Annotated in this window: 18 protein-coding genes; all 18 read left to right on the top strand. The window is 60.4% G+C overall.

Features of this window, described 5'->3' with window-relative positions:
* Positions 1–9: 9 nt before the first annotated feature.
* The 18 genes from GA0061100_RS04165 (at position 10) to GA0061100_RS04080 (ending at position 17,433) form a co-directional block, all read left to right on the top strand.
* Positions 10–285, top strand: coding sequence for a sarcosine oxidase subunit delta (locus GA0061100_RS04165; RefSeq protein ID WP_075851399.1), 276 nt, complete (start codon positions 10–12; stop codon positions 283–285).
* Positions 282–3,239 carry a sarcosine oxidase subunit alpha family protein gene (locus GA0061100_RS04160; RefSeq protein WP_075851398.1) on the top strand — a complete coding sequence of 986 codons (2,958 nt, stop codon included), beginning with the start codon at positions 282–284 and terminating at the stop codon, positions 3,237–3,239. The genes GA0061100_RS04165 and GA0061100_RS04160 overlap by 4 nt, the downstream gene beginning before the upstream one ends.
* Before the next feature lie 7 nt (positions 3,240–3,246).
* Complete coding sequence (locus GA0061100_RS04155; protein WP_075851397.1) at positions 3,247–3,801, top strand: sarcosine oxidase subunit gamma; 555 nt, start codon at positions 3,247–3,249, stop codon at positions 3,799–3,801.
* 219 nt (positions 3,802–4,020) lie between these two features.
* Complete coding sequence (locus tag GA0061100_RS04150) at positions 4,021–6,447, top strand: GcvT family protein (RefSeq protein ID WP_075851395.1); 2,427 nt, start codon at positions 4,021–4,023, stop codon at positions 6,445–6,447.
* Between the two features lie 307 nt (positions 6,448–6,754).
* Positions 6,755–7,657 (top strand): branched-chain amino acid ABC transporter permease, encoded by a 903-nt coding sequence (locus GA0061100_RS04145; RefSeq protein WP_075851394.1) that lies wholly within the window; start codon positions 6,755–6,757, stop codon positions 7,655–7,657.
* Between the two features lie 4 nt (positions 7,658–7,661).
* Positions 7,662–9,053 carry a high-affinity branched-chain amino acid ABC transporter permease LivM gene (gene livM / locus GA0061100_RS04140; RefSeq protein ID WP_075851392.1) on the top strand — a complete coding sequence of 464 codons (1,392 nt, stop codon included), beginning with the start codon at positions 7,662–7,664 and terminating at the stop codon, positions 9,051–9,053.
* Positions 9,053–9,925, top strand: coding sequence for an ABC transporter ATP-binding protein (locus GA0061100_RS04135; RefSeq protein WP_075851391.1), 873 nt, complete (start codon positions 9,053–9,055; stop codon positions 9,923–9,925). The genes livM and GA0061100_RS04135 overlap by 1 nt, the downstream gene beginning before the upstream one ends.
* Positions 9,925–10,653, top strand: coding sequence for an ABC transporter ATP-binding protein (locus GA0061100_RS04130; RefSeq protein ID WP_069611708.1), 729 nt, complete (start codon positions 9,925–9,927; stop codon positions 10,651–10,653). Before GA0061100_RS04135 ends, GA0061100_RS04130 begins: the two co-directional genes overlap by 1 nt.
* Positions 10,654–10,677: 24 nt before the next feature.
* Positions 10,678–11,031 carry a DUF6867 family protein gene (locus tag GA0061100_RS04125; protein WP_075851390.1) on the top strand — a complete coding sequence of 118 codons (354 nt, stop codon included), beginning with the start codon at positions 10,678–10,680 and terminating at the stop codon, positions 11,029–11,031.
* A gap of 184 nt (positions 11,032–11,215) precedes the next feature.
* Positions 11,216–12,337, top strand: coding sequence for a branched-chain amino acid ABC transporter substrate-binding protein (locus tag GA0061100_RS04120; protein WP_075851389.1), 1,122 nt, complete (start codon positions 11,216–11,218; stop codon positions 12,335–12,337).
* A 147-nt stretch (positions 12,338–12,484) separates the two neighbouring features.
* A complete protein-coding gene (locus GA0061100_RS04115) occupies positions 12,485–13,456 on the top strand; it encodes a 2-hydroxyacid dehydrogenase (protein ID WP_075851387.1) in 972 nt (323 codons plus the stop codon).
* Positions 13,457–13,575: 119 nt separating this feature from the next.
* Positions 13,576–14,271, top strand: coding sequence for a class I SAM-dependent methyltransferase (locus GA0061100_RS04110; protein WP_075851386.1), 696 nt, complete (start codon positions 13,576–13,578; stop codon positions 14,269–14,271).
* Between the two features lie 224 nt (positions 14,272–14,495).
* Positions 14,496–15,317, top strand: a complete 822-nt coding sequence (locus GA0061100_RS04105; RefSeq protein ID WP_075851385.1) for an urease accessory protein UreD — start codon at positions 14,496–14,498, stop codon at positions 15,315–15,317.
* 141 nt (positions 15,318–15,458) lie between these two features.
* Positions 15,459–15,761 carry an urease subunit gamma gene (locus GA0061100_RS04100; RefSeq protein ID WP_034503828.1) on the top strand — a complete coding sequence of 101 codons (303 nt, stop codon included), beginning with the start codon at positions 15,459–15,461 and terminating at the stop codon, positions 15,759–15,761.
* A gap of 7 nt (positions 15,762–15,768) precedes the next feature.
* A complete protein-coding gene (locus tag GA0061100_RS04095) occupies positions 15,769–16,023 on the top strand; it encodes a DUF1272 domain-containing protein (RefSeq protein WP_075851384.1) in 255 nt (84 codons plus the stop codon).
* A 10-nt stretch (positions 16,024–16,033) separates the two neighbouring features.
* Entirely contained in the window at positions 16,034–16,339 is a 306-nt protein-coding gene (locus GA0061100_RS04090) for an urease subunit beta (RefSeq protein ID WP_069611701.1), read from the top strand.
* A 21-nt stretch (positions 16,340–16,360) separates the two neighbouring features.
* Positions 16,361–16,792: a lysozyme inhibitor LprI family protein gene (locus GA0061100_RS04085; protein WP_075851888.1), complete on the top strand. Its 432-nt coding sequence runs from the start codon at positions 16,361–16,363 to the stop codon at positions 16,790–16,792.
* A 17-nt stretch (positions 16,793–16,809) separates the two neighbouring features.
* Positions 16,810–17,433 carry a Urease operon accessory protein gene (locus tag GA0061100_RS04080; RefSeq protein ID WP_075851382.1) on the top strand — a complete coding sequence of 208 codons (624 nt, stop codon included), beginning with the start codon at positions 16,810–16,812 and terminating at the stop codon, positions 17,431–17,433.
* The last annotated feature ends 3 nt before the right edge of the window (positions 17,434–17,436 follow it).

The following is a 17,436-nucleotide window of genomic DNA, read 5'->3' as shown; positions in this document are numbered from 1 at the left end:
ACAATACCAATGGCAAGCTTGATCAACTGCCCGCATTGCGGCGTGCGACCCAAGGAAGAATTTTCCATTCGCGGCGCCTCCGTCGCCCGTCCGGCAGCGACCGCGCCGGACGAGGACTGGAACCGCTACGTCTTCATCCGCGACAACGAGCGCGGCCGGATTGAGGAATATTGGCATCATAGCGCCGGGTGTCGCCGCTGGCTCGTCGTCGAGCGCAGCAATGTCACCCATGAGGTCTTTTCCGTTACCGACGCCGAGGATAAGGCGAAGGAGGCGGCGCGATGACTGCCTATCGTTTGTCGACCGGCGGTCTCGTCAATCGCAGCCGCCCGCTTTCCTTCCAGTTTGACGGCAAGGAGATGAAGGGGTTGGAGGGCGATACGCTTGCCGCCGCTCTGCTCGCCAATGACCAGCTGCTGGTCGGACGCAGTTTCAAATACCATCGGCCGCGCGGCATTCTGACAGCTGGGTCGGCGGAGCCCAACGCGCTCGTCACGACAGGCAAGGATGGCCGCACCGAGCCGAATACGCGCGCCACCGTCGCCGAGCTCTATCAGGGCATGGCGGCCGTGAGCCAGAACCGCTGGCCGTCGCTGAAACACGATTTCGGCTCGGTCAACAGCTTGCTCTCGCCCTTCCTGGGCGCCGGCTTCTACTACAAGACCTTCATGTGGCCGGCTGCCTTCTGGGAGAAGGTCTATGAACCAATCATCCGGCGCGCCGCCGGCCTCGGCAAGGCGGTCATGCAGGCCGATCCGGATCGCTATGAAAAGGCCTGGGCGCATTGCGACCTGCTCGTCATCGGCTCGGGTCCTGCAGGCCTGATGGCGGCTCTGACCGCTGCCCGCGCCGGCTTGCGTGTCGTGCTGGCGGATGAAGGTTTCCGTCTCGGCGGCTCGCTGCTTTCGGAAAGGCTGACGATCGGCGGCGCTTCCTCCGATGTCTTCGTCCAGGCGACGCTCGAGGAGCTGCAGAGCTTCGAGAACGTGACCTTGATGCCACGCACGACGGTGTTCGGCTGGTATGATGGCAATGTTTTCGGCGCCGTCGAGAAGGTTCAGAAGCATGTGGCGATGCCATCCCCGGATCTTCCGATCGAGCGCCTCTGGCGCATTGCGGCCAAGCGGGCCATTCTCGCTTCGGGAGCTGAAGAGCGGCCGCTGGTGTTCGGCGGCAATGATCGTCCGGGCGTGATGATGGCCGGCGCCATGCGCAGCTATCTCAACCGCTACGGCGTCGTTGCGGGGCAGAAGGTCGCCGTCTTCACCAATGGTGGCTCGGGCTACCGCACAGCGGCCGACCTTGCCGCTGCAGGCGTCGATATTTCGGCGATCCTCGATACGCGCGCCGCATCGGCGGATGCCGCTCCTCAGGGTGTCCGTGTGGTGCATGGGGCAAGCGTGCATGCGACCAAGGGCAAATATCGCATCAGCGGTGTCATTGCCGATCGCGGCGGCCTGGACGAATTGATTGACTGTGATGCGCTGGCCATGTCGGGCGGCTGGTCGCCGATCATCCATCTTGCCTGCCAGCGCGGCGCCAAGCCGGTCTGGTCGGACGAAAAGCAGGCCTTCATGGCGCCGATCGTCGGCGGCGAGCTGGAGATTGCCGGCTCGGCAACCGGCATCGAGAGCGTTTCGGGCTGCCTTGCCGATGGTGCGCAAAAGGCAGGGCTGGTCATCGAAAGCCTCGGCGGTGTGGCTCACGCTGTCGATCTGCCTGAGGTCGAGGGCGAGTATGATGCGTCCTTCGCGGCGATCTGGCATGTGCCGGGCGCAAAGGATAAGGCATTCGTCGACTTCCAGAACGACGTCCATGCCAAGGATCTCGGCCTCGCGCTGCGCGAAGGCTTCGGCCATGTGGAACATGCCAAGCGCTATACGACGAGCGGCATGGCGACGGATCAAGGCAAGCTCGGCAATGTCAACGCCGCCGGCATCATCGCCGGCATGCGCGGCGTCAGCCCGGCTGCCGTCGGCACGACGACCTTCCGACCGTTCTATACGCCTGTCTCCTTCGGTGCGCTCGCGGGCACGGCGCGCGACAAGCATGCGCAGCCGGTCAGGGAATCGCCGCTGCATGGCTGGGCGAAGAAGAATGGCGCGAGCTTCGTCGAGGCCGGTCTCTGGTATCGCTCGTCCTGGTTTGCCCGGCCGAGCGAGAAGGGCTGGCGCGACAGCGTCGACCGCGAAGTGCTGAACGTCCGCAACAATGTCGGGATCTGCGACGTGTCGACGCTCGGCAAGATCGAGATCTTCGGCAAGGATGCGGCGGAGTTTCTCAACCGCCTCTATTCCAACGCCTTCCTGAAGCTGCCGATCGGCAAGGCCCGTTACGGCCTGATGCTGCGCGAAGACGGTATGGTCTTCGATGACGGCACGACGAGCCGGCTGACACCAGATCATTTCTTCATGACGACCACGACGGCGATGGCCGGCGAGGTGATGACGCATATGGAATTCTGTGCCCAGACGCTCTGGCCGCAGCTCGACGTTCGTTTTGTCTCGTCTTCTGATCAATGGGCGCAGATGGCGATTGCCGGCCCGAAGGCACGGCTGGTGCTGGAGCAGATCGTCGAGGACGATATTTCCGACGCGTTCTTTCCGTTCCTCGCCGCTGCCGAAGTCATGCTCAAGGGCGGCCTGAGGGCACGTTTGTTCCGCATCTCCTTCTCGGGCGAACTTGCTTATGAGCTTGCCGTGCCGGCCGGCTATGGCGAGGCGGTGGCCGATGCGATCATGGAAGTCGGTAAGGCGCACGGCATCTGCCCCTATGGCGTCGAAGCGCTGAACGTGCTGCGCATCGAGAAGGGGCATATCACCCATAGCGAGCTGGATGGCCGCACCACGCCCGACGATGTCGGACTTGGCCGCATGATGTCGACGCAGAAGCATGATTTCATCGGCAAGAGGCTGTCGACCCGCTTCGGTCTGACCGCCGCCGACCGCGGCCAGCTTGTCGGCTTGAAGCCGATCGACACCACGAAGGAGTTTCATGCCGGCGCGCATATTCTGAAGGAAGGTGCCCGACCTTCGACGGTGAACGATCAGGGCCACGTCTCTTCGGTCTGCTTCTCGCCCACTCTCGGTCATTCGATCGCGCTTGCTTTCCTGAAGTCGGGCCGCGAGCGCATCGGCGAGCGCGTGGTCGTCTGGGACGGATTGCGCGGCGAGGAAGTGGCGGCAGAGGTCTGCAGCCCGGTCTTCGTCGATCCGGACAACAAGAAGCTTTTGGGGTGAGGGATCGATGAGCGTCGCGTTTCAGAACAGGCATGTGCTGGAAGATCATATTTCCGGCTTCGAGGCTGCCGCCAATCCGAATCATCTCGCTGTCGTGCGCCGCCCGGCCATCTTCTCCGTGCTTGGCAGGGCGGGAGATCAGGACGACGTTCTGGCAAGCCTGAAGGCGTTGAAGGACGTATCGGTTCGCGATGCCGGACCTAGGGAATGGTTCGTTGTTTCGGAGACGCTCGGCGCCGATAGCGTGGCGCGGGATCTCTTCACGCTCGATCCGGCCCGTGCCTCCTTCTTCGAGCAGAGTGACGGTCGCGTACTGCTTCGCATTTCCGGCCCCAACGTTCGTCGCATCCTCGCCAAATGCGTGGCCGTCGATCTGCACCCGCAGGTTTTTGCCGAGGGACAATCGGCCAATATGCTGTGCTGCCATGTCGGCACCAATCTCGCGCGCACTGGCCCCGATCGCTTCGAAATCATCGTGCCGCGTTCCTATGCCGGCAGCGTGTTCGAGGAGATCATGGAGATGGGGCGGGAATTCGCTCTGACAGCCGGTTTCGCCGATTGAAAAGCCTGGCACCGTCGGACCTTGGATGCCTTGCCGGACGGTTTGCCCTTCTGACGCCCGATGGCGCGATCCGAACAATTACGATGGCGCAAACAGACATATCGGTTTCGCAGTTCGGGCTATTTGGCCTCCCGGATAGCCTCTAGGTTTCCTCTCAAATGCGGCCGGTCGCGCGGGAAGACACCCGGCGGCTTCGTGCCGAAAACAGGGGATTCCCAGATGAAAAGCCATGCCAAGGTCGTCGTCATCGGTGGCGGTGTCGTCGGATGTTCGGTGCTCTATCACCTTACCAAGTTCGGCTGGACGGATGTGGTGCTGCTGGAGCGCTCAGAACTGACATCCGGCTCGACCTGGCATGCGGCCGGCGGCATGCATACGATCAACGGCGATCCGAACGTGGCCAAGCTGCAGAAATATACGGTCGAGCTCTACAAGGAGATCGAGGAATATTCCGGTCAGGACATTGGCCTGCACCTGACCTCCGGCTTGATGCTGGCCGCCACGCCGCAGCGCTTCGACTGGCTGAAGTCCATTCTCGCCAAGGGCCGCTACAATGGTCTTGAAGCGACGCTGCTGACGCCGAAGGAAGCGCATGAGATGATGCCGCTTCTCGACCCCGATCAGTTCGTCGGCGCGCTTTACGATCCCGTCGAAGGCCATCTCGACCCCTATGGTACGACGCATGCCTATGCCCGCTCCGCCAAGAAGAACGGTGCCGAAATCTACCTTCACACCAAAGTGGAGGAACTGGTGCAGCGCGAGGATGGCTCCTGGCGCGTCATCACCAATCAGGGTGAGATCATCGCCGAACATGTCGTCAACGCCGCCGGTCTCTGGGCGCGCGAAGTCGGCCGCATGGTGGGGCTGGAACTGCCGGTGCTTGCGATGGAGCATATGTATCTGATCACCGAAGACATGCCCGAGGTCATCGACTTCAACAAGACCACGGGCAAGGAGCTGATGCACTGCGTCGACTTCGATGGCGAGATCTATCTGCGCCAGGAGCGGCAGGGCATGCTGATGGGCACCTATGAAAAGGCATGTCGCCCGTGGTCGCCGGTGACGACGCCCTGGGATTTCGGCCACGAGCTGCTGGCCGAGGACATCGAGCGCATCACGCCGGAGCTGGAAGTCGGCTTCCGCCACTTCCCGGCCTTTAACAATGCCGGCATCAAGCGGATCATCAACGGCCCGTTCACTTTCTCGCCGGATGGCAACCCGCTCGTCGGCCCCGTACGCGGCCTTCGCAACTACTGGTCGGCCTGCGCCGTCATGGCCGGCTTCAGTCAGGGCGGCGGTGTGGGTCTCGCGCTTGCCAACTGGATGATCTACGGCGATCCGGGCTTCGACGTCTTCGCCATGGACGTTTCCCGCTACGGCGACTATGCAACGCTCGCCTATACGAATGCCAAGGTGCGCGAGAACTATGCCCGCCGCTTCTCCATCCGTTATCCGAACGAAGAGCTGCCGGCCGCACGTCCGCTGCTGACCACGCCGATCTACGACAAGCTGAAGGAGGCCGGCGGCGTCTTTGGCGCCTACTACGGTTTGGAGCAAGCCCTGTGGTTCGCGCCGAAGGGTGAGGTCGACCAGTTCTCCTGGCGCCGTTCCAACGATTTCGATGTCGTCGGCGCCGAAGCCAAGGCGGTGCGCGAGAGCGTTGGCCTGATGGAAACTTCGGGCTTTGCCAAATATTCGGTCAAGGGACCGGGCGCGGAAGCGTTTCTCGATAGGCTGCTGACCTGCCGTATCCCGGCGATCGGTCGCATGACGCTGGCGCCGATGCTGAAGCATGATGGTAGGCTCATCGGCGATTTCACGCTGGCGAAGTTCGGCGAGGGGGATTTCCTTCTCATCGGCTCCGGTATCGCCGAAGCCTACCATATGCGCTGGTTCGAAAGCCTTCTGCCGAAGGATGGCTCCGTTGAGCTCAAGGCCCTCGGCCTTTCGCTTCTTGGCCTTTCGATCGCCGGTCCGAATGCCCGCAAACTGCTGCAGAAATTGACCCATCAGGATCTCTCCACGGCTGCCTTCCCCTTCATGTCGATCCGCCGCATGGATATCGGCATGGCGCCCGCAATCGTCGGCCGCGTCTCCTATACGGGCGACCTCGGCTATGAAATCTGGATGAAGCCGGAGCATCAGCGCTACATTTTCGACCTTCTGATAGAGGAGGGGGCTGAATTCGGCATCCGGCTCTTTGGCCTGAGGGCGCTGAACGCACTGCGCCTCGACAAATCCTATGGCAGCTGGGCGCGCGAATACAGGCCGCTCTATGGGCCGTTCGAGGCTGGTCTCAACCGATTTGTGGCGCTGTCCAAGGAGGCCGATTTCATCGGCAAGGCGGCAGCCGCGAAGGAAAAGGCGGAAGGCGGCACGCTGCGTCTGCGCACTTTCATCTTGAGTGCAAGAGATGCCGACGTCATCGGTGATGAGCCGATCTATCACAACGGCGCGGTCTGCGGCTGGGTGACGTCAGGCGGCTATGCTCATGCTTCCGGTCTTTCCGTCGCCGTGGGCTACGTGCCGAAGGAAATCGCCGACGAGGCGCAGGGCTGGTCGATCGAATTGCTCGGCGAGCTTTTGCCGGCAAAGCTGCAGGCCGAGCCGCTGTTCGATGCGGATGGCGCCAGGATGCGCGCGTAAAGTCGCGGTCCAGACGACTATTATGGCGGGCCTGACGAGGCCCGTCTCTGACAAAAGCTCTTCAAAGCGCAGGCGTCGTTTGACGGTTTTGGCTAATTTTGAGCCACGACCTGCCGCTTTCGTGTCATTTTTGGTCGGATTCGCATCAGCGCACGGCGATTTGAAAAGAATTTGTCAATTTCTTGCCTTTTTGGCTTCACATTTCCTTCGAAACCAGTATGGAATCGCGGCCATAGGCCTCTAGAAGGAACCTAAAAAAGTAATAAGAGATGTGGTCGTATGACGCCGCATCCAGGGGAAATGATATATGGATTATTTTATCCAGCAGCTCTTAAACGGGCTGACTCTCGGGTCGATCTACGGCCTGATCGCCATTGGTTACACCATGGTTTACGGCATCATCGGCATGATCAATTTTGCCCACGGTGACGTTTTCATGCTTGGCGGCTTCGCCGCTCTCATCACCTATCTGGTCCTCGTTTCGCTCTTTGCCGGCCTGCCAGTTGCGATCATGCTGCTTGTCATGCTGATCGTTGCCATGCTGATGACGAGCCTGTGGAACTGGGTGATCGAGCGGGTGGCTTATCGGCCGCTGCGCGGTTCGTTCCGCCTCGCGCCGCTGATCACGGCGATCGGCATGTCGATCGTTCTGTCGAACTTCATTCAGGTCGCACAAGGCCCGCGCAACAAGCCGATCCCGACGCTTGTGGGTGATGTCTACAACTTCGGCGGCGTTTCGCTGTCCCTGAAGCAGATTATCATCTTCATCGTTACCGTCGTGTTGCTGGCCGCCTTCTGGTATATCGTCAACAAGACGGCGCTTGGGCGTGCTCAGCGGGCGACCGAACAGGACCGCAAGATGGCGGCGCTGCTCGGCATCAATGTCGATCGTACCATCTCGATCACCTTCATCATGGGTGCGGCATTGGCTGCCGTCGCCGGCACGATGTATCTGATGTATTATGGCGTCGCCAACTTCACGGACGGCTTCGTGCCGGGTGTCAAGGCCTTCACGGCTGCGGTTCTGGGCGGCATCGGCTCGCTTCCTGGCGCTGTTCTCGGCGGCCTGATGATCGGCTTCATCGAGTCGTTCTGGTCTGGCAATTTTCCCATCGCGTATAAGGATGTCGCGACATACGGCATCCTTGCTTTCGTTCTGATCTTCAAGCCGACGGGCATCCTCGGGCGGCCGGAAGTCGAAAAGGTATAACGCCATGGCAAATTCAAACTTCGTTGCAGGCAAGACCGCACCCGGCCTTGTCCAGAAGGGGATTACGGACGCCCTCTGGACCGCTGTCATCGCCTTCGGCATGTTCGTCCTCTATATCGGTCTCAAGACCGATCAGAACATGGACAACAAGCTGATCATCGTGCAGCGCTGGGGCCTTCTGGCGATCATCGTTGCAATCGCTGCCGTCGGCCGCTTTATCATGACGGTCTTCGTTCAGCCTTACCTGGCCGCGCGAAAGGCCGCCAAGGCCAAGGTGGTTGAGGTGGAGGGCGAACCCAGCTTCGCCGCCAGGCATTTCAACAAGATCGCGCTCGTGCTCCTGCTCATCTATCCGTTGGCGGCAGTGGCGATCTTGGGTCCGCAGGGGTCGCTGACCTATGTCGACAATTTCGGCATTCAGATCCTCATCTACGTGATGCTCGCCTGGGGTCTGAACATCGTCGTCGGCCTCGCCGGCCTGCTCGACCTCGGTTATGTCGCCTTCTACGCGGTCGGTGCCTATTCCTACGCGCTGTTATCGATGCATTTCGGCCTGTCCTTCTGGCTGCTTCTGCCGATATCGGGCCTTCTTGCAGGGCTCTGGGGCATGATCCTGGGCTTTCCGGTCCTGCGTCTGCGAGGTGACTATCTGGCGATCGTCACGCTGGCCTTCGGCGAAATCATCCGCATCGTGCTGACCAACTGGACCGATGTGACGCAGGGCAGCTTCGGCATCTCCAACATCACCAAGGCGTCGCTGTTCGGCATCTATACCTTCGATATGAAGGATCCGCACAACTTCGTCCGTAGCTTCGGCCTGCCGATCTCGTCGGCCTGGTACAAGATTTTCCTGTTCTACGTCATCTTGTTGCTCTGCATGCTGACCGCCTATGTCACCATCAGGCTGCGCCGCATGCCGATCGGACGTGCGTGGGAAGCGCTGCGCGAGGATGAAATCGCCTGCCGTTCGCTCGGCATCAATACGGTGACGACGAAGCTCACGGCTTTTGCCACCGGCGCGATGTTCGGCGGCTTTGCCGGCTCCTTCTTTGCGGCACGCCAGGGCTTCGTTTCGCCGGAATCCTTCGTGTTCCTCGAATCCGCCGTGATCCTGGCGATCGTCGTTCTCGGTGGCATGGGGTCGCTGAAGGGCATCGCGATTGCCGCAATTGCCATGGTCGGCGGCACCGAGCTGCTGCGCGACATGGATTTCCTCAAGCTGTTCTTCGGTCAGGATTTTACGCCGGAACTCTACCGTATGCTGATCTTCGGCCTTGCCATGGTGGTCGTAATGATCTTCAAGCCGCGCGGCTTCGTCGGTACGCGTGAGCCGACCGCGTTCCTCAAGGAGCGAAAAGCGGTCTCCGGCAGCTTTACCAAGGAGGGCCACGGCTGATGAACGCTGTGACCGCAACCCCCAACGACATCCTGCTGAAGGTCGATCACCTGTCGATGAAGTTCGGCGGCCTGATGGCGATCAACGACTTCTCCTTCGAGGCGAAGCGCGGCGACATCACGGCGCTTATCGGCCCGAACGGCGCCGGCAAGACCACCGTGTTCAACTGCATCACCGGCTTCTACAAGCCGACGATGGGTATGATTACCCTCCATCAGAAGGCCGGCAAGGAATACCTCCTGGAGCGGCTTCCGGATTTCCGGATCACGCGCGAAGCGAAGGTTGCACGTACCTTCCAGAACATTCGCCTGTTTTCCGGTCTTACCGTGCTCGAGAACCTGCTGGTCGCGCAGCACAACAAGCTGATGCGCGCCTCCGGCTACACGATCCTCGGTCTGCTTGGCGTAGGCCCTTATCGGAGCGAGGCGAAGAACGCGATCGAGCTGGCGCGCTTCTGGCTGGAAAAGGCTGATCTCATCGATCGCGCCGACGATCCCGCCGGCGACCTTCCTTATGGAGCGCAACGCCGCCTGGAAATTGCTCGCGCCATGTGCACGGGTCCGGAACTTCTTTGCCTGGACGAGCCGGCCGCCGGTCTCAATCCTCGCGAGTCTCTGGTCCTTAACGAATTCCTTCGCAGCATCCGCAAGGACATCGGCACATCGATCCTGCTGATCGAACACGACATGTCCGTGGTCATGGAAATTTCCGACCATGTCATCGTGCTCGAATATGGGCAGAAGATCGCCGATGGCACGCCGGATGAGGTCAAGAACGATCCTCGCGTGATCGCCGCCTATCTGGGCGTCGAGGATGAGGAAGTGGAAGAGGTGATTGCCGAAGTCGAACACCTCCAAGAGGGTGAACATTGATGGCGGGGCAACCACTTCTGAAAGTCGCGGGTGTCGAAACCTATTACGGCAACATCCGCGCCCTTGCCGGTGTCGATATCGAAGTCAACAGCGGCGAGATTGTCAGCCTGATCGGTGCCAACGGCGCCGGTAAATCGACGCTGATGATGACAATCTGCGGCAGCCCACAGGCGCGCACCGGCTCGGTCACCTTCGACGGCCGCGATATCACGCGCATGCCGACGCATGAGATTGCCCGCCTCCGCATCGCGCAGTCGCCCGAGGGTCGGCGCATCTTTCCGCGCATGACCGTCTACGAAAACCTGCAGATGGGCGCGAGCCTCGACAAGCTCAAATATTTCAACGAGGACGTCGAGAAGATCTTCACGCTCTTCCCGCGTCTGAAGGAACGCCAGTCGCAGCGCGGCGGAACGCTTTCGGGCGGCGAGCAGCAGATGCTGTCGATCGGCCGCGCGCTGATGGCGCGTCCCAAGCTGCTGCTTCTGGACGAGCCGTCGCTCGGTCTCGCGCCGTTGATCGTCAAGGGCATTTTCGAGGCGATCAAGGTCCTGAACCAGACCCAGGGGCTGACCGTGTTCCTCGTCGAGCAGAACGCCTTTGCAGCGCTGAAGCTTTCCGACCGCGCCTATGTGATGGTCAACGGCCGGGTGACGATGAGCGGTTCCGGCAAGGAACTGCTTGCCAATCCGGAAGTGCGCGCCGCCTATCTCGAAGGCGGACATCATTGAGTTTCGTTTCGCGGAGAATTTGAGATGCAGGGACTTCTCTTCGACACCGATACCGGCGGCCGCATGGTCATCCGCGCTGTCATCGTCATCCTCGGTTTCTGGACCGCATGGCGCGCTGGCCGCGCCGTCGCGTCCAACTGGGAAACCTATCCGCTTGTCGTCATCTATAGCTTTCTGATCGGCCTTGGCCTGCAGTTTCTGCACCATGCGCTGTTCAATGGCCCGGTGTTCGACGTCACCATCTACATCATCGATGTCGCGCTTCTACTGATCTTTGCGACGGCAGGATACCGGTATCGACGTACCGATCAGATGGTGAATAATTATTATTGGCTCTATGAAAAGACCTCGGCCTTTTCTTGGAAGAAGAAGAATTGACAGTGCGCCTAAACTAGGCACAGTCTGCGTACAACCAAGAGCGTCACCCAGCCCATAAAAACAGACGGGAACGGGCCGGGTCATGCTTCCAGAGTTCGAAATGCAAGCGTTACCGGCGTGATGATTGGTGGGTATCGCGCAGGGCAGATCAAACGGAACCCGCTTAAAAATTGGGAGTAATAATATGAAGAAGTATCTTCTGTCGGCGGTGGCTTTGTCGGCGATGATCGCTTTTGGCGGCGTTGCGAAGGCCGACATCATTGTTGGCGTTGGTGGTCCGTTGACCGGCCCGAACGCTGCGTTTGGCGCGCAGCTTCAGAAGGGTGCAGAGCAGGCAGCTGCCGACATCAATGCGGCCGGTGGCATCAACGGGGAAAAGATCAAGATCGAACTCGGCGACGATGTCTCCGATGCCAAGCAGGGCGTTTCGGTTGCCAACAAGTTCGTCGCTGACGGCGTCAAGTTCGTTGTCGGTCACTTCAACTCGGGCGTTTCCATTCCGGCTTCGGAAGTTTACGCTGAAAACGGCATCCTGCAGATCACTCCCGCTTCGACCAACCCGCAGTTCACCGAGCGCGGCCTGTGGAACACCTTCCGTACTTGCGGTCGCGACGACCAGCAGGGCGAGGTTGCCGGCAAGTATATCGCCGACAATTTCAAGGGCGCCAAGGTTGCCGTCGTTCATGACAAGACCCCGTATGGCCAGGGTCTTGCCGACGAAACCAAGAAGAACCTCAACGCCGACGGCGTGAAGGAAGTTCTTTATGAAGGCATCACCCCCGGCGACAAGGACTACTCGGCTCTCATCGCCAAGATGAAGCAGGCTGGCGTCGACTTCGTCTACTACGGCGGTTTGCACACCGAAGCCGGCCTTATCATGCGCCAGATGGCCGACCAGGGCGTGAAGGCTCACTTCATGTCGGGTGACGGTATCGTTTCGAACGAGTTGGCTTCGATCGCCGGCGACGCCGTCGACGGTACGCTGATGACCTTCGCTCCGGACCCGCGCAAGAACCCGGCTTCTGCCGATCTCGTTGCCAAGTTCCGTGCTGCCGGCTATGAGCCGGAAGGCTATACGCTGTACTCCTACTCTGCCCTGCAGGTCATCGCTGCTGCTGCCAAGGCTGCCGGCTCCAACGACCCCATGGCCGTTGCCGACGCAATCAAGGCAAAGGGTCCGTTCAAGACCGCTATCGGCGACCTCGGCTTCAACGCCAAGGGTGACATCACCCGTCCGGACTACGTCATGTACAAGTGGTCCAAGGGTTCCGACGGCAAGTACAACTACGCCGAAATCGCGAAGTAAGCTTTGCGATGCCGGTTTTCCGGCATAGGCAAAATCTGGGAAGCCCGGCCATTGGTCGGGCTTTTTCATATTCGCGATAGCGGTTCGCCATTTCCTTCACGCCGAAGCTGCTTTAAGTCTCGCCTGTATCGGCAGGAGGATCACAGCATGAGCAACCCCCGTATTCTTGTGACCCGGCGCTGGCCGTCGGTGGTCGAGGCGGTGCTTTCGGAGCGTTTCGACACCACTTTGAACCGGGATGACGAAGCTCTCGATGCCGGGCAGCTGCGCGAGGCGCTGCTTACCCATGATGCTGTTCTGCCGACCGTTTCCGATAGACTTCCGGCCGCGCTCTTCGAGGGAGAGGTGATCCGCGCGAAGATCCTCGGCAATTTCGGCGTCGGCTTCAATCACATCGATATCAAGGCTGCCAAGGAAAAGGGCGTGGTCGTCACCAACACGCCTGGCGTGCTGACGGACTGCACGGCCGATATCGCCATGCTGCTGCTTCTTTCGGTTGCCCGGCGCGGCGGCGAAGGCGAGCGCGAAGTGCGGGCCGGTGCCTGGACCGGCTGGCGACCCACGCACCTCGTTGGTACCAAAGTGACGGGCAAGACCGTCGGCATTATCGGCTTTGGCCGCATCGGTCGGGCCTTCGCGCAGCGCTGTCACTTCGGCTTCGGCATGGATGTCGTCTTCTACAATCGCTCCGCCATCGATCCCATGGAAGCCGCACGCTATGGCGCCGTGCAATTGCAGACGGTCGAGGATGTTCTGGAAATTGCTGATTTCGTCTCATTGCATTGCCCTGGAGGGGCCGAGAACCGCCATCTAATGAATGCGGATCGCTTTGCCGCCATGAAGCCCGGCGCCTTCCTGATCAATACCGCAAGGGGTGATGTCGTCGACGAGACGGCGCTGATATCAGCATTGGAGCAGGGAACGATCCGCGGCGCCGGTCTCGATGTCTACGAGGCGGAGCCGCATCTTCCCGAGCGGTTGCGGGCAATGGACAATGTCGTGCTTCTGCCGCACCTCGGCAGTGCCACGGAGGAGACGCGCACCGCCATGGGCATGAAGGTGGTGGACAATGTCACCGCCTTCTTTGCCGGACAAGAGCCGCCGGATCGTGTGGCTTAGGCGGGAAAGCAGGGGTATCGATTGTGATACGACGTCGCTGAAGAGACGCGTATCCATAGGGTGAAGGCGTCAACCATTTAAAGTGCGCTGTGTGTGCCGTTTTCCGGCAAGGAGGGACAGTGTCTGAGAATGACTATGATGCGTTCGCAGCCGCCTATCAGGCCGACAACGAGAACAATGCCTGGAATGCCTATTACGAGCGGCCGGCAATTCTCTCGCTCGCCGGCGACGTTGCCGGATTTCGCGTTCTCGATGCGGGTTGTGGAGGCGGGGCTCATGCTGCCGCTCTCGTCGATCGGGGAGCGATCCTGACCGGTGTCGATGCGAGCGCGGGCTTGCTCGAAATCGCGCGGCATCGCCTGGAAGGGCGGGCGCGATTCTTGCTGGCGGATTTGAACGAGCGCTTACCTTTCGAAGACGGCGCCTTCGATTTGGTCATGGCCTCATTGGTCATGCACTATCTGCGCGATTGGTCGCGGCCTCTTTCGGAGTTCAGGCGCGTCCTGTCCGATGGCGGCCGCCTGATTTTTTCGACGCATCACCCGTTCATGGATCATGATCCGGCCAGTGGTGAAAGCTATTTCGAGACCTATAATTTCAGCGAGACGTGGCGCCGTGGCGGCAAGGACATCACCATGCGATTTTGGCACCGGCCGCTGCATGCCATGTTCGATGCGCTGAAATCGGCCGGGTTTCGGATCGATGTCGTGAGCGAACCGCGGCCGGATCCCAAGGTTAGCACTCTTTTCCCGGAAGCCTACAAGAGCCTGACGACCAAGCCACGTTTCCTCTTCTTCTCGGCGGTGAAAGGGTAATACGCTTCACAGGTAGAGCTTTCCACAGATCTGCTTCTGATACCTGTTCGGCTCACTGAAGCCCACTGCCTTTCTTTTCGGCGTTTGACGAAAAATGCGGCTGATGTGGCCAGCGTCAGGCCGATGTTGCGGGAGATCACATAAGGCACAGGAATTGCTTGCATTTATTCCTTGCCGGGCTTCAATGTCCGGGCTTTGGCATGATGTGATATGTGGAGAGGCTGATGGCAATGACGGCGGCAGGCACGAGACCGCAGAGGGCGCGAGGTCGCGGCCATCTGGCGGCGAAGTCGCTTGGCGGCCGCACGCGTCTGGCTGAGCTCTTTCAGGAAGGGGCGGCCAAGATCAGGCTGCCGGAAACCTTCGATCATTCCATGGAGGCAGTCATCATCAACACCGCCGGCGGTCTGACGGGCGGCGACCGGATGGACTGGAGCATTGCCGCCGCGCCGGGCACGCGCATCGATGTGACGACGCAGGCCTGCGAGAAGATCTACAAGGCCTCCGCCGGGACGGCGGAGGTTGAGACGTCCATCAAGGTCGGTAGTGGCGCGCGCGTCGATTGGTTGCCGCAGGAGACTATCCTGTTCGATCGCGCCTCGCTTTCGCGTGCGTTGAATGTCGAGCTTGACGACGCGGCCGAATTCCTTGCCGTCGAGGCGATCCTCCTCGGGCGGAAAGCCATGGGCGAGGCAATGGAGCGGGGGCTGTTTCGCGATCGCTGGCGTATCCGTCGCGGCGGACGGCTGGTTCATGCCGAGGAGTTGCGGCTGGATGGTGATGTGGCCGCATTGACGGCGAAAATGGCGGTGCTTGACGATCAGGTGGCCTTTGCGACCTTGCTCTATGTCGGTCCGCTGGCCGAAACCTATCTCGGCCGGATCAGGCCGCTCCTTGAAGCACATATGGGAGGCGCCAGCCACTGGGGCGAGAAGCTCGTCGTGCGTCTGGTTGCTGCCGATGGTTTCGCGCTCAGAAAAATCCTCATTCCGATCATTTCCGCCTTGCGCAACGGAGCGCCTGTGCCGAAAGTCTGGAACCTATAGTCTCCGGAGCCGGATGATTTTAGGCCTGCTTGACTAAAATCATCCGGCTCCAAAATCAAAGAAGTAGAGCATGATGCTGTCCGAAATCCCCTGACACTTTTCGGCATCATGCTCTGACAACAGCAATCACATAGGTAGGCGATGAACCTTACTCCGAGAGAAAAAGACAAGCTGCTGATTTCCATGGCGGCGATGGTGGCGCGGCGGCGGCTGGAGCGCGGCGTCAAGCTCAATCATCCCGAAGCCATTGCGCTGATCACGGACTTCGTGGTCGAAGGCGCGCGGGACGGCCGCCCGGTTGCCGAGCTCATGGAGGCCGGTGCCCATGTCATCACGCGCGATCAGGTGATGGAAGGCATTGCCGAGATGATCCATGATGTTCAGGTCGAGGCGACATTTCCCGACGGCACCAAGCTCGTGACCGTCCACGAACCCATCCGGTGAGGTTGCCATGCTGGAGCTGAGGCCCAATTGCGAATGCTGCGACAGGAATTTGCCGCCGGAGAGCAAGGAAGCGATGATCTGCACCTTCGAGTGCACGTTCTGTGCCGATTGTGTCGATACCGTATTGAGCGGCGTCTGCCCGAATTGCGGCGGCGATTTCGTCCAGCGCCCCATCCGTCCAGCAGCCTTGCTTGCCAAATATCCCGCTTCGACCAAGCGTGTTCTGAAAGCTGAGGGATGTGCGCCCGTTCGGGCCGCATGAGGAGAAAACCATGATCCCAGGTGAAATCATCGCCGCAGGCGGCGACATCGAACTCAATGCCGGAGCGCCGACGGTGACGCTCGAGGTTTCCAATACCGGCGATCGGCCAGTTCAGGTCGGAAGCCATTATCACTTTGCCGAGACCAATGCCGGGCTTTCATTCGACCGCGACAAGGCAAGGGGCATGCGGCTCGACATTCCCGCCGGAACCGCCGTGCGTTTCGAGCCAGGACAGACACGCTCGGTCACGCTGATCCCGCTATCGGGCAAGCGCGAAGTCTACGGCTTCCGTCAGCAGGTCATGGGCAAACTGTAGCCTTTGGGGGATTTGATGTTGATGAAATTGCTTGTACCCGCTGCGGCTCTCGCTGCAGTCCTGATCTGCAGTCCAGTCTCTGCACAGCAGACCATGAACGAACCGAAGGTCGATTGTGCCAAGGCAGAGACACAGACGGACCTGAACGTTTGTGCTGTGCTCGAATTCGGTGAGGCCGACAAGGCGCTGAACGCGCAATACAAGAAGACACGCGCGGCGATGGTTGCCATCGATGCGGATCTCGACAACGACATGAAGGGCGCCGAAAAGGCACTTATCAAGGCGCAGCGTGCCTGGGTGGATTATCGAGACGGCGAGTGCGAGGCGCAAGGATTTCAGGCACGTGGCGGCTCGATGGAGCCGATGCTCGTTTCCGGCTGCAAAGCTGATTTGACCAAGACGCGAACCAAGGAACTGAAGGACCTCGCCGATGGACCGGAGGGCAATCAGTGAGTTCCAGGCGCAGCGTGATGATCGTCGGGAATGGTGAGGTTGCGGCAGGCGCCGCAGCTGTCATCGATGCCGCCGATCTCGTGATCCGTTTCAACGATTGCCGCTCGATGGGGGCCGGCGGCAGCCGGACCGATGTCGTTGCCGTTTGCAACACCGGCCGGCCGGCGCGCGCCATGCTCGGTTCGGCCGAGTGGCGCAAGAGCCCTGCCGTTGCTTCCGCATCCGAGATCTGGAGCGTGCGTGATCCGATCAAATTCGCGGCGCTGCGTGCGCCGCTGGCGATCTCACATCCAGAGCTGGACGATTTCTGCGACGATTATACCGACCAGTTCACCGCCTTCTGTCATGCAACCGGCAAGCAGCATGTCGTGATCGGTCAATCCATTCACGAAGGTGTCGATGCGGCACTCGCAGAGCATGATCCCGGCTCCTACGTGGTGCCGAGCAGCGGCCTGATCGTGATTGCCGAGGTGATGGCGCGCCATCCCGACGACGATATCGCCATTACCGGCTTCAGCCACACCGGCTGGGAAGAGCATCCCTTTGCCGCCGAGAAACGGCTGGTAGACGCCTACATATCCCTCGGCCGCCTGAGGCGACTTGCCGACACGAACCTCCTCTCTGCCTCCCAAGGAGATTGATTG

The sequence above is a fragment of the Martinezella hainanensis genome, from assembly GCF_900094555.1.
In the GTDB taxonomy this organism is placed as follows: domain Bacteria; phylum Pseudomonadota; class Alphaproteobacteria; order Rhizobiales; family Rhizobiaceae; genus Rhizobium; species Rhizobium hainanense.
The sequence above is the reverse complement of the archived record's forward strand: the minus strand, read 5'-3'. Positions and strand labels throughout refer to the sequence as shown.

Excerpts from the sequence above, each read along its gene's own strand:
- GA0061100_RS04165 (WP_075851399.1), top strand. The coding sequence starts at position 10 with ATGGCAAGCTTGATCAACTGCCCGCATTGCGGCGTGCGACCCAAGGAA.
- GA0061100_RS04160 (WP_075851398.1), top strand. The coding sequence starts at position 282 with ATGACTGCCTATCGTTTGTCGACCGGCGGTCTCGTCAATCGCAGCCGC.
- GA0061100_RS04155 (WP_075851397.1), top strand. The coding sequence starts at position 3,247 with ATGAGCGTCGCGTTTCAGAACAGGCATGTGCTGGAAGATCATATTTCC.
- GA0061100_RS04150 (WP_075851395.1), top strand. The coding sequence starts at position 4,021 with ATGAAAAGCCATGCCAAGGTCGTCGTCATCGGTGGCGGTGTCGTCGGA.
- GA0061100_RS04145 (WP_075851394.1), top strand. The coding sequence starts at position 6,755 with ATGGATTATTTTATCCAGCAGCTCTTAAACGGGCTGACTCTCGGGTCG.
- livM (WP_075851392.1), top strand. The coding sequence starts at position 7,662 with ATGGCAAATTCAAACTTCGTTGCAGGCAAGACCGCACCCGGCCTTGTC.
- GA0061100_RS04135 (WP_075851391.1), top strand. The coding sequence starts at position 9,053 with ATGAACGCTGTGACCGCAACCCCCAACGACATCCTGCTGAAGGTCGAT.
- GA0061100_RS04130 (WP_069611708.1), top strand. The coding sequence starts at position 9,925 with ATGGCGGGGCAACCACTTCTGAAAGTCGCGGGTGTCGAAACCTATTAC.
- GA0061100_RS04125 (WP_075851390.1), top strand. The coding sequence starts at position 10,678 with ATGCAGGGACTTCTCTTCGACACCGATACCGGCGGCCGCATGGTCATC.
- GA0061100_RS04120 (WP_075851389.1), top strand. The coding sequence starts at position 11,216 with ATGAAGAAGTATCTTCTGTCGGCGGTGGCTTTGTCGGCGATGATCGCT.
- GA0061100_RS04115 (WP_075851387.1), top strand. The coding sequence starts at position 12,485 with ATGAGCAACCCCCGTATTCTTGTGACCCGGCGCTGGCCGTCGGTGGTC.
- GA0061100_RS04105 (WP_075851385.1), top strand. The coding sequence starts at position 14,496 with ATGGCAATGACGGCGGCAGGCACGAGACCGCAGAGGGCGCGAGGTCGC.
- GA0061100_RS04100 (WP_034503828.1), top strand. The coding sequence starts at position 15,459 with ATGAACCTTACTCCGAGAGAAAAAGACAAGCTGCTGATTTCCATGGCG.
- GA0061100_RS04095 (WP_075851384.1), top strand. The coding sequence starts at position 15,769 with ATGCTGGAGCTGAGGCCCAATTGCGAATGCTGCGACAGGAATTTGCCG.
- GA0061100_RS04090 (WP_069611701.1), top strand. The coding sequence starts at position 16,034 with ATGATCCCAGGTGAAATCATCGCCGCAGGCGGCGACATCGAACTCAAT.
- GA0061100_RS04085 (WP_075851888.1), top strand. The coding sequence starts at position 16,361 with ATGAAATTGCTTGTACCCGCTGCGGCTCTCGCTGCAGTCCTGATCTGC.
- GA0061100_RS04080 (WP_075851382.1), top strand. The coding sequence starts at position 16,810 with ATGATCGTCGGGAATGGTGAGGTTGCGGCAGGCGCCGCAGCTGTCATC.